At 74.2% G+C, this 11,349-nt stretch carries 7 protein-coding genes; 6 read left to right on the forward strand and 1 reads right to left on the reverse strand.

The features are described 5' to 3' along the window. The first annotated feature begins 115 nt into the window (after positions 1-115). Both CKO13_RS02135 and CKO13_RS02140 read left to right on the forward strand, forming a co-directional pair. The gene (locus tag CKO13_RS02135) at positions 116-2,245 is read left to right on the forward strand and encodes a mechanosensitive ion channel domain-containing protein (RefSeq protein ID WP_338034558.1); all 2,130 of its coding nucleotides are present in this window, start codon (positions 116-118) and stop codon (positions 2,243-2,245) included. Continuing rightward, the gene (locus tag CKO13_RS02140; RefSeq protein ID WP_200256341.1) at positions 2,245-3,141 is read left to right on the forward strand and encodes a TIGR01777 family oxidoreductase; all 897 of its coding nucleotides are present in this window, start codon (positions 2,245-2,247) and stop codon (positions 3,139-3,141) included. Before CKO13_RS02135 ends, CKO13_RS02140 begins: the two co-directional genes overlap by 1 nt. 15 nt (positions 3,142-3,156) lie before the next feature. Here the strand turns inward: CKO13_RS02140 and CKO13_RS02145 are convergent, their stop codons facing one another. After that, positions 3,157-6,669 carry a S41 family peptidase gene (locus CKO13_RS02145; protein WP_338034559.1) on the reverse strand — a complete coding sequence of 1,171 codons (3,513 nt, stop codon included), beginning with the start codon at positions 6,667-6,669 and terminating at the stop codon, positions 3,157-3,159. A 138-nt stretch (positions 6,670-6,807) separates the two neighbouring features. Here CKO13_RS02145 and CKO13_RS02150 point away from each other — a divergent pair, with 138 nt between their 5' ends. From CKO13_RS02150 to CKO13_RS02165, 4 genes are all read left to right on the forward strand, one after another. Further along, positions 6,808-7,845, forward strand: coding sequence for a sodium:calcium antiporter (locus tag CKO13_RS02150; RefSeq protein WP_338034560.1), 1,038 nt, complete (start codon positions 6,808-6,810; stop codon positions 7,843-7,845). Between the two features lie 142 nt (positions 7,846-7,987). Further along, positions 7,988-8,539 carry a hypothetical protein gene (locus CKO13_RS02155; RefSeq protein WP_200256345.1) on the forward strand — a complete coding sequence of 184 codons (552 nt, stop codon included), beginning with the start codon at positions 7,988-7,990 and terminating at the stop codon, positions 8,537-8,539. A gap of 37 nt (positions 8,540-8,576) precedes the next feature. After that, on the forward strand, positions 8,577-9,515 hold the full coding sequence (locus CKO13_RS02160; RefSeq protein ID WP_200256351.1) for a radical SAM protein: 939 nt from the start codon (positions 8,577-8,579) through the stop codon (positions 9,513-9,515). Next, positions 9,512-11,349 (forward strand): YgiQ family radical SAM protein (locus CKO13_RS02165; RefSeq protein WP_200256352.1); only part of this gene is annotated, 1,838 nt, incomplete at its 3' end. The genes CKO13_RS02160 and CKO13_RS02165, both read left to right, overlap by 4 nt.

Genomic DNA, 11,349 nt, shown 5'->3' on the forward strand with positions numbered 1-11,349 from the left:
AGCCGTAGTGTAGTCCAGGAGCCGCCGGCAAGGCACGACCGCCGCCCCCGGCGACGCGCCGGCGCCAGGGTTGCTAGACTCGCGCCAGTTTCCCCGGCCGGAAAGGAGGCTGCCTGTGGCCGAGCTCTCCCCCCTCATCAAGCCCCTCGCCCGCCTCGGCGGCGGCCTGCTCGCCCTGCTCCTGCCCGCCCTCGCGGCGGGCGCCGAGGGCGGCGAGGAGGCGGTCACCCCGGCCCGGCGCGTCGCCGAGGCCACCCAGGGGCTTGCCCAGTCCCTCGGCGGGCAGATCGGCGAGATCGGCGAGGCCTTCAGCGCCCTGGAGGCCGAGGCCCTCGGGCCGCAGCTGCTCGAGCTGGCGCTGCAGCTCACCGACCTGGCGCTGGTCATCCTCACCGCCGTGGGCCTGCTCCTGCTCCTGCGCCCGGCGGTGCGCCCCCTGTTCGGCCGCATCGAGCGCTGGGCGCGCGGCGGCGACGAGCGCCTGCGCGCCGTGCGCCGGACGGCGGGCGTGCTCGGCGCCGCGCTCGCCGACGCCGCGGTGGTCCTCGTCGCCTGGGTCGGCGGCTACGCCGTGGCGCTCTTCGCCCTCGGCGACTTCGGCGCCATCGAGCTGCGCCAGTCGATGTTCCTCAACGCCTTCCTGCTCATCGAGGCGCTCAAGGCGCTGCTGCGCGTCTTCTTCGCCGCCAAGCACGAGCACCTGCGCCTGATCCCCCTCGGCGACGCCCTCGCCGCCTACTGGAACACCCGGCTGGCGCGCATGGCCGGGCTCATCGGCTACGGCCTGCTCTTCCTCGTGCCCCTGGCGAGGCGCACCGTCTCCACCGGCCTCGGCGAGCTGGCCACCCTCCTGGTCATGGCGCTGGCCTTCCTCTACGCCCTCTACCTGGCCCTGCGCAACCGCCGCGACGTCCGCGAGCGCCTCCACGCGCAGGCGGCCGCCTCGGAGCTGCTGTTCACGCGCACGGTGCTCGCCCTGCTCGCCCACCTCTGGCACTGGGCGGTCATCGCCTACTTCGGCGCCCTGGCCGTGGTCACCGTGACCCGCCCCGAGAGCGCCCTGCCCTTCATGGCCCAGGGGACGATCCAGTCGGTGGGCGCCATCGCCGTCGGCGCCCTCCTGCTGCTGACGCTGGAGCAGGCCACGGCGCGGCGGATCCGGCTCAGCGAGGCCAAGCGCCGCCGCTTCCCGATGCTCGAGCAGCGGCTCAACGGCTACGTGCCCATCGTCCTCAAGGGCGTGCGCGCGGTGATCCTCGTCAGCGCCGTCGCCCTCGTCCTCGACGCCTGGGGGCTGCTCGACTTCACCGGCTGGCTGGGCTCCCCGGCGGGCCTGGGGCTGATCAGCACCGCGCTGTCGGTGGCGCTGATCCTCGCCGCGGCCACCGCGGCGTGGCTGATCGCCGCGACCTGGATCGAGTACCGCCTCAACCCCGACGGCGGCCGCCGGAGCCGGCCGACGGCCCGCGAGCAGACGCTGCTCACCCTCTTCCGCAACGCCCTCGCCGTGACCCTGGTCACGGTGACGGTGATGATCGTGCTCGCCGAGATCGGCATCAACATCGGCCCGCTGATCGCCGGTGCCGGTGTCCTCGGCCTGGCCATCGGCTTCGGCGCGCAGAAGCTCGTCCAGGACATCATCACCGGCGTGTTCATCCAGCTCGAGAACGCCATCGACGTCGGCGACGTCATCACCGCCGCCGGGATCACCGGCACCGTGGAGAAGCTGACCATCCGCTCGGTGAACATCCGCGACCTCGCGGGCACCTACCACTTCGTGCCCTTCTCCTCGGTGGACAGCGTCTCCAACTTCACGCGCCACTTCGCCTACCACGTCGGGCAGTACGGCGTCGCCTACCACGAGGACATCGACCGGGTCATCCCCGAGCTGCAGGCCGCCTACGAGGACCTTAAGCAGGACCCGGAGGTCGCCCCCGCGCTGCGCGACGACTTCGCCATCGACGGCGTCACCACCCTCGGCGAGAGCTCCGTGGACTTCCGCGTGCGCATCAAGACCGAGGCGGGCATGCAGTGGGCCGTGGGGCGGGCCTATAATAGGTTGGTCAAGAAGCGCTTGGACGCCGCCGGCATCGAGATCCCCTACCCCCACCGGACGATCTACTTCGGCCACGAGGGGCAGGAGGCGCAGCAGGCCCTCGAGCAGCGCTTCGGCGGCGCCCCCGGCGTGCGGGCCACCCCCGATACGCCGGGGCCCGACAGCCAGCAAGGGGAGGAGGACGCCTAATGCGGGTACTCGTCACCGGAGGCACCGGCTTCGTCGGCCGGCGCCTGTGCGCCGATCTCCACGAGGCGGGCCACGAGGTCCTCGTCGCCTCCCGCAGCCCGGAGCGGGCCCGGGGGGTGCTGCCGGCGGGCACCGACGTCCGCCCGCAGGTGCTCGACTTCCTCGACCGCCCGCCGGAGGGCGTCGTCAACCTCGCCGGCGAGCCCATCGCCGGCAAGCGCTGGAGCGAGGCGCAGAAGCAGCGGCTCGTCGAGTCGCGGCTCGAGACGACGCAGGCGGTGGTCGAGCTCTGCAGCCGGCTCGAGCAGCCGCCGCAGGTGCTCGTCTCCGCCTCGGCGATGGGCTACTACGGCGACCAGGGCGAGCGCGTGGTCACCGAGCAGACCCCGCCCCACGACGAGTTCGTCCACCGCCTCTGCGAGCGCTGGGAGCGCACGGCCCGCGAGGCCGAGCCGTACGGGGTGCGCGTCGCCCTGGTGCGCATCGGCATCGTCCTCGGCCACGACGGCGGGACCCTCGAGCGGCTGCTGCCGCCGTTCCGGCTCGGCCTCGGCGGCCCGCTCGGCAGCGGGCGGCAGTACATGCCGTGGATCCACCGCCAGGACCTGGTGCGCATGATCCGCTTCCTGCTCGAGCACGACGAGCTCTCCGGGCCGTTCAACGCCTCGGCGCCGGCGCCGGTGACCAACGCCGAGTTCACCCGCACCCTCGCCCGGCACCTGCGCCGGCCGGCGCTGCTCCCCGCCCCGGCCTTCGCCCTGCGCCTCGCCTTCGGGGAGATGGCGCGGGTGCTGCTCACCGGCGCCCGGATGCAGCCGGAGCGGATCCAGCAGGCCGGCTTCGAGTTCGAGTACCCGGGCCTCGACCAGGCCCTCGGCGAGATCCTCGGCCGCTGAGCCGCGGCCGCCGCCCTACCCCGGCCCCGGCGGCCCGAGGCGGGCGAGCAGGTCCTCGACGGCCGCGCGCAGCTGCGGATCGCGCCCGGCCGCCTCGTCCGCCGGCCTCTGCCGCACGCGCAGGTCGGGGACCGCGCCGTGCTGCTCCATGTCCGTGCCGTCGGGCAGGTACCAGCCGCGGAAGGGCAGGCGCACCGTGGCGCCGTCGATGAGGGTGTGGCGGGCGGCGGAGATGACGCCGCCGTAGGTCTGCTCGCCGACGAGCCGGCCCCGCTCGAGGGTCTTGAAGGCGTGGGCGAGGATCTCGGCGTTGGAGTAGCTCTCGGCGTTGGCCACCATGTTGATCGGCTGGGTGTAGCGTGGGGCGTGGAGCCGCCCCTGCGGGTAGTGGCCCACGGCCTCGGGGTCGGCGCCGGCCGGGAGGGTGTAGGCGTGCTCGGCGGCGAGGATCGAGGTCAGGACGCGGTCCGTGGTGTGGCCGCCGCCGTTGTTGCGCACGTCGATGATCAGCCCCTCCTTGCCCTCGGCGGCGGCGTAGAGGTGGCCCTGGAAGGCCTCGAGGGAGGCCTCGTTCATGGCCTTGATGTGGATGTAGCCGAGCCGGCCGTCGGAGAGCGCCTCGACCTTTTGGCGGCGCTCCCGGCGGAAGGCGTCGTAGCGCAGCTGCGCCAGCTCACTGAAGCCCACCGGCGTGATCAGGGTGTGGTAGGCGTCGCCGCCGTGCGCCCCCGGCCGCCGGAAGGTGATCAGCAGCTCCTCGCCCACCCGGCCGCGCAGCCGGCGCATGAGCGTCTCCCGGGGGGCGAGGCCGCGCCCCTCGACGGCGGTGATGACATCGCCGACGCGCAGCGGCGCCGGGCCGCGCTCGGCCGGGCCGCGGGGGACGAGCTCGGTGACCCGGTAGCCGGGCCGCCCGTCGTCGAGGCGCACCCGCTCGTGGCGGATGCCGAGCCGGCCCGAGGGCTCGCGCAGCCCCGAGGCGGGGCCGCGGTCGGAGACGCCGGTGTGGGAGGCGGCGAGCTCGCCCATGAGCCGATTGGTGACGTGGGTGAACTCGCTGGTGGTCCGCACCCGGCGGATCAGCCCCTCGTAGCGCTCGACCAGGGCGTCCCAGTCGAGCCCCTTGAGGTCGGGCCGGTAGAAGCCCTCCTCGATGGCCCGGGCCGCCTCGCGGAACTTCTGCAGGAACTCCGCGCGCCGGTCGATGCGGATGCGGTCGTTGATCGCCGGGCGCCGGTGGTCGCCGTCGGCGAGGTCGACGACGCCGGGGCGCCCATCGGCGACGTAGACCACCCGCTCGCCGGTGAGGCTCAGGTGCTGGACCTCGGCCTCGGGGCCGAGGCGCTCGCGCTCGGCGCCGTCCCAGCGCATCGCCATGAGCCCCTCGCCGCTGACGTTGAAGATGTAGCGATCGCCGGCGGGGGTCATGGCGTTGGCGTACTCGTCGACGGGCGAGCGCGTCACCCGCTCCACCCGGCGCCAGGCGCTGTCCAGCTCGAGGGTGGGCGCCTCGGCGCCGTCCCCCCGCTCTGCCGGGCCCTCGGGGCCATCGCGCCCCGGCAGGGTGACGGGCAGCGGCTCGCGCTCGGCGGCGGCCTCCTTGGCGCGGCGGTAGTAGCGGTCCAGGTCGCGGCGGGTGTAGCGCTCCAGCGCCGCGTCGAGGTGGACACGGTAGAGGTCGTAGCTCTCGCCGCCGCGGTTGGAGCGGAAGGTGAGGATGCGCCCGTCCGCCGACCAGCGCGGATTGCGGTCGTTGCGCGGGTGGCGGGTGATGTTCACCGGCTCCCGGGAGCCGTCGGCGGGGACGACGAAGATGTTCGTGCTGAAGTCGAGGTCCTTCTGGGCGTAGGCGATGTAGCGCCCGTCCGGCGACCAGCGCCACTCGATGGTGCGATCCCACCCCTCCACCAGGGTGCGCTCGCGCCCGTCGCCGAGGCGGCGCACGACCAGGTCGCCGCGCCCGCGGCGGAAGGCGATCCGCCGGCCGTCCGGCGAGGGCCGCGCCTGGCGGTCGTTGTGCGGCGTCTGCACCAGCGGCTCCACGGTAAAGCGCACGGCGCTGCGCCAGCGCTTCGGGTCGGCCCACGCCGGCGAGCCCTCCGCCGAGCCGGCGGTATCGGCGGTCGCGGCGTCCGGTGAGGCGCCTCCCTCGCCCGAGGCGTCCCCGCCCGGTGACGCCCCTTGGGCCACCGCCGGGACGACCCGTTGCCAGGGCGAGGCGGAGGCCGCGGCGGCGACCGGCTGGGCGGCCGCCCCGCTGCCCGGCTCCGTGCCCTGCGCCCAGGCGGCCTGCCCGCCGGGCGGCGCCAGGGCCCGGGCGCGCTCCACGCTCAGCCGCCCACCCCGGCCGTTGATCTCCCGGCGCGTCAGCGCCACCCGCGCCTGGTAGATCGAGGCCGTGCCGTCCACGTCGCTGGTGAAGTAGAGCCGCAGCCCGTCCGGCGACCAGCTCAGGTCCCGGTGCCGCACCGTGGCGCTCGGCGGCGTGACCGCGCGGGTGGGGCTGTGCTCGGCCATGTGGCGGACGTAGACCCGCCCGTAGGCGATCGTCGCCATGACCTCGCCGCCGGGGCTCAGGGCCGCCTCGGTGACCTCGCGATCGACCCGCTGCAGGCGGTAGCGGTTCCGCCCGCCGCCCCCGGCGCGCAGGGGCACGCGCTGCGCCTCGGCGCCCGGCTCGTCGAGCTCGAGGGTATAGAGGCTGCCCCAGGCCTGGAGCACCGCCCGGCTGCCGTCCCGGGCGACGTCGAAGTGGAGCACGTCGCGCCCCTCGAAGGCGGTCAGCCGCTGCGGGCGGGGGTTATCGGCCGCCAGGTCGAGGTGGTAGAGATTGACGGTGTCCAGCTCCCGGTCGGAGAGGAAGAGCAGGGTCCGCTCACCGGCCCACTCGGCGCGCCCGTCGTCGCCTTCCCAGCGGGTGAGCCGCTCGAAGTCCTCGCGATCCCGGTCGTAGAGCCAGACGTCCATGGCGCCGGGGCCGCGGTAGTGGCGGCGGTTCCAGCCGTGGTAGGCCCCGCCGCGGGTGAAGGCGACGTAGCGCCCGTCCGGCGAGAGCCGCGGCTCGGCGCCGAAGGCGTCGTGCAGGCGCCGCGTCTCGCCGCCCCGCGGCGAGACGCGGTAGGGGCGCTGGGCGCGCGCGACATCGCCCTCCCGGTAGCTCGAGAAGGTGACCACCGGCTCGCCGTCGGCGTCCTCGGTGTAGTCCGGGTGGCGGACGTAGCGGTCGCTGTAGGTGACCTGGCGCAGCTGCGTGCCGTCGCGGCGCATGCGCCAGAGGTTCAGGTAGCCGTCGCGCAGCGAGGAGAAGAGGATCCAGCGCCCGTCCGGCGACCAGCTCGAGTAGAGGTCGTCGAGCCGGTGGCCGGTCAGCCGCGTGGCGTTGCCGCCCTCGGCGCTGACCCGCCAGAGGTCGCCGCCGCCGGAGAAGACCAGCTGCGAGCCGTCGGGGCTGATGGAGGGGTAGCGCGGCAGGAGGGGATCGCGCGCCTCGGCGCCGAGCTCCCCGCCGCCGAGGAGCCCGCCGATCACAACGATCCATAGCAGAGTATAGCGCATCAGCGGAACTTATCACCCCCGCCGGGGGGCGTCTATCGACGCTGGACGGGGGCCGCTGCGGGCCCTACTCTGCCGGGCTGTCGCCTCCGCCGATGGACGCAATCGCGCGCTGTGCTGCCCATCACCGCCGACAGCTGGAGCCTCCTGCAGGCGAGCGCCGTCTTCGCCCTCTGCGCCCTCGCCATCGCCCTCGGCGGGACGCGGATCACCGCGGCGGTGGACCAGCTCGCCGACCGGACGGGGATCGGCGAGGCCACGGCGGGGGCGGTGCTGCTGGGGGCCGCCACCTCGCTGGGCGGCTCGGTGCTCTCCGTCACGGCGGCCTGGCGCGGCCACCCGGAGCTGGCCTTCAGCAACGCCCTGGGCGGCATCGCGGTGCAGACGTTCTTCCTGGCGGTGGCGGACATGCTCTACCGGCGCGCCAACCTGGAGCACGCCGCCGCCTCGGCGCCGAACATGATGCAGAACGCGCTGCTGATCTCCCTGCTGGCGCTGATCCTCATCGCCCCGAGCCTGCCGGCGATCACCCTCGGCGGGGTCCACCCGGTCACCCCGCTGCTCCTCGGGCTCTACCTCTACGGCCTGCGCCTGGTCCGCGGCGCCACCAAGGCGCCCATGTGGCGGCCGCGGATCACCCGCGAGACCCGGGAGGACCGGCCCGACGGGGCGAGCTTCCGCGCCTCCCTGTCCCGCCTGTGGGGCGAGTTCGCGCTGCTGATGGTGGTGCTCGGCCTCGCCGGCTGGCTGCTGGAGCCGGCGGCGACCGTCATCGCCGCCGAGACCGGGCTGGGGCAGACGGTGGTCGGCGTGATGCTGACCGCCGTGAGCACCTCGATCCCGGAGCTGGTCACCGCCGTCGCCGCGGTCCGGCGCGGGGCGCTGACCCTCGCCGTCGGCGGGATCATCGGCGGCAACGCCTTCGATACCCTCTTCACCGCCGCCTCGGACGTCGCCTTCCGGGACGGCTCGCTCTACCACGCCGTCCCCGCAGGCCCGCAGTTCTGGGTCGCCCTGACGCTGCTGATGTCCGGGATCCTGATGATGGGGCTGATCCGGCGCGAGCGCCACGGCTTCGCGCAGATCGGCGCCGAGAGCCTGGCCATCGCGCTCCTCTACCCCCTGGGGGTGGCGCTGATGCTCAGCCGCTAGCCGCCGGGCGGCGATTGGACGCGGCGCCCGCCCCGGCGTAGGCTTCTCGGCCAGGGCCTCGGCCACCGCGGCAGGAGGCCGCAGCACCGGGCGATGGACCCCCTCCCGCTCCCCTCACTGGCAACCGATGGTGGGTACCGACATGCGCTCGCTAACCCTGTGCCTCGCCGTGCTCCTCCTCCCCCTGCTCGCCGCCGGCTGCGCGAGCCCGGGGGTGAGCGTCTCCGGGCTCAAGGACGAGCGGGAGCGGCAGGTCCGCGTCGACACCGCGGCGTACCAGGACCACTCCGAGCTCGGGCTGGGCATCCACGGCCCGGAGTGGCACCTGCGCGGCACCGTGGGCAAGGACACCCGCGTCGCCTTCCACCAGATCTACCTCCGCACCGGCGCGCCGCAGCGGCGGCGCTGGGACGAGGCGACCGCCGTCGTCGACGGCGCGCTCGTCCACCTCGACGTCGAGACCGTCGACTCCAGCCCGCGCTGCAGCGAGTTCGGCTGCATCTACCTGGAGGACACGGTGATCCGCGTGGAGGAGGCGCACCTGCGCCACTGGGCCGAGGCCGGCGGCACCATCCAGCTGGTCTCCTCGCTGGCCGAGAAGGCGCACCTCGACCTGTCGCTCGACGGCGCCGAGGCCCGGCAGGAGATCGACAAGTACCTGGAGAGCTTCCAGGATGCCCGGTCCGCCATCTGAACGGCGGCTAGCGGCAAAGGAGCAAGCGGAGCACCCGATGTACCAGTACCTCTTCGGCCCGGTCCCCTCCCGGCGGCTCGGCATGTCGCTGGGGGTCGACCTCGTCCCCCACAAGGTCTGCACCTTCAACTGCGTCTACTGCGAGTGCGGGCGCACGACGCGGCTGACCACCGAGCGCGCCGAGTACGTCCCCGTCGACGCGGTCCTGGCGGAGCTGCGCGGCTACCTCGCCGAGGGGCCGCGGCCGGACTTCGTCACCTTCTCGGGCGCCGGCGAGCCCACCCTCAACGCGCGCCTCGGCGAGGTGCTCGAGTGGCTCCAGGCGCACTACCCCGACCTCGCCACGGCCGTGCTGACCAACGCCAGCCTGCTCAGCGACCCCCAGGTGCGCCGGGAGCTGCGCACGGCCGACCTGGTCATCCCCTCCCTCGACGCCGCCTCCGAGCGCACCTTCCGCCGGCTCGACCGCCCGCAGCGGCGCATCGACCTCGACGCCTACCTCCAGGGGCTGGAGGCGTTCCGCGCCGAGTACCCGGGCACGGTCTGGCTCGAGGTCATGATCCTGCCCGGCTACAACGACAACCCCGAGGACCTTCGCCTGCTCCGCGAGGCGCTCGCCCGGATCGGCCCCGACCGCATCCAGCTCAACACCCTCGACCGGCCGGGGACGGACACCGGCCTGCAGCCGGCGAGCCGGGAGCGCCTCGAGGCCATCGCCGACGAGTGGGGGCTGGCGGGCGTCGAGCCCATCGGCGCTGCCCCGGCGGCCGAGCCGGCCCCGGGGCACCGGCGCGACACGGCGGAGGCCATCGTCAAGACCCTCGCCCGGCGCCCGTGCACCGCCGAGGACCTCAGCCAGAGCCTCGGCGAGCCGCCGGAGCGCATCCGCGAGCGCCTCGCGGCCCTCGAGGCCGAGGGGCGGGTCACCCGCGCCGAACAGGAGCGCGGCACCTTCTACCGGCTGGCGGCGTCGTGAGCGGGCTCAAGGAGACCCCGCCGCTGTTCTCCTACCGGCCCTACTGGGCCGCCTGCTTCGGCGTCGCCCCCTTCCTGCCCATGTCGCCGCGGGAGATGGGCGAGCTCGGCTGGGACAGCTGCGACGTCATCCTGGTCACCGGCGACGCCTACGTGGATCACCCGAGCTTCGGGGCGGCGATCATCGGCCGGCTGCTGGAGGCCCAGGGCTTCCGGGTGGGGATCATCGCCCAGCCCGACTGGCGCTCGGCGGCGGACTTCCAGGCACTGGGCCGGCCGAACCTCTTCTTCGGCGTCACCGCCGGCAACATGGACTCCATGGTCAACCGCTACACCGCCGACGGGCGCCGGCGCAGCAACGACGCCTACAGCCCCGACGACGAGGGCGGCCGGCGCCCCGACCGGGCGGCGATCGTCTACAGCCAGCGGGCGCGCGAGGCGTACCGCGACGTCCCCATCCTCCTCGGCGGCATCGAGGCGAGCCTGCGCCGGCTGGCCCACTACGACTACTGGTCCGACAAGGTGCGCCGCTCGATCCTGCTCGACGCCAAGGCGGACCTGCTGCTCTACGGCAACGCCGAGCGCGCCCTGGTGGACGCCGCCCACCGGATCGCCGCCGGCGAGCCCGTCGAGCGGATCCGCGACCTGCGCGGCACGGCCTTCGTCCGCCCGCGCCCGGCGGCGGAGGCGCCGGAGGCCGAGGCCGTGCGCCTGCCCGCCTGGGAGCAGGTGCGCAGCGACGCCACCGAGCACGCCCACGCGGCCCGGCAGATCCGCCTGGAGACCAACCCGGGCAACGCCCGCGCCCTGGTCCAGGCCCACGGCGACCAGGACGTCTGGGTCAACCCGCCGCCCACCCCGCTGAGCACCGAGGAGCTCGACGCCGTCTACGAGCTGCCCTACGCCCGCTCGCCCCACCCGGCCTACGAGGGCCGGCGCATCCCGGCCTGGGAGATGATCCGCTTCTCGGTGAACATCGTCCGCGGCTGCTTCGGCGGCTGCACCTTCTGCTCCATCACCGAGCACGAGGGGCGGGTGATCCAGTCCCGCTCCGAGGCCTCCATCCAGCGGGAGATCGAGCAGATCCAGGAGCGCACGGCGGGGTTCACGGGGATCATCTCGGATCTCGGCGGCCCGAGCGCCAACATGTACCGCATGGGCTGCCGCGACAAGGCCACGGAGGCCCGCTGCCGGCGCATGTCCTGCGTCTACCCGCGCATCTGCCGCAACCTCGTCACCGACCACGGCCCCCTGATCCGGCTCTACCGCCAGGTCCGCCAGCAGCCCGGCGTCAAGAAGGCCCTCGTGGCCTCGGGCGTGCGCTACGACCTGGCGATCCGCTCCAAGGCCTACATCCGCGAGCTGGTCAGCCACCACGTCGGCGGCTACCTCAAGATCGCCCCGGAGCACACCGAGCCCGGCCCCCTGGCGAAGATGCTGAAGCCGGGCATCGAGACCTACGACCGCTTCCAGGAGCTCTTCGAGACCTACACGCGCCAGGCGGGCAAGGAGCAGTACCTGATCCCCTACTTCATCGCCGCCCACCCCGGCACCACCGACGAGGACATGGTGGCCCTGGCGCAGTGGCTCAAGCGCCGCGGCTTCCGGCCGAACCAGGTCCAGGCCTTCCTGCCCACCCCCATGGCCCTGGCCACGGCCATGTACCACACCGGCCTGAACCCCCTGAGGCCGGTGCGCCGGGCGGGCGCCGAGCCGGTGCCGACGGCCCGGGGGCTGCGCAAGCGCCGGCTGCACAAGGCCTTCCTGCGCTACCACGACCCGGAGAACTGGCCGCTGCTGCGCAAGGCCCTGGCGGAGATGGGCCGCGGCGACCT

It is taken from the genome of Halorhodospira neutriphila, from assembly GCF_016584055.1.
Lineage (GTDB): Bacteria > Pseudomonadota > Gammaproteobacteria > Nitrococcales > Halorhodospiraceae > Halorhodospira > Halorhodospira neutriphila.

Coding starts and splice junctions, on each gene's coding strand:
- CKO13_RS02140 (WP_200256341.1), top strand. CDS start 2,245: ATGCGGGTACTCGTCACCGGAGGCACCGGCTTCGTCGGCCGGCGCCTG.
- CKO13_RS02155 (WP_200256345.1), top strand. CDS start 7,988: ATGCGCTCGCTAACCCTGTGCCTCGCCGTGCTCCTCCTCCCCCTGCTC.
- CKO13_RS02160 (WP_200256351.1), top strand. CDS start 8,577: ATGTACCAGTACCTCTTCGGCCCGGTCCCCTCCCGGCGGCTCGGCATG.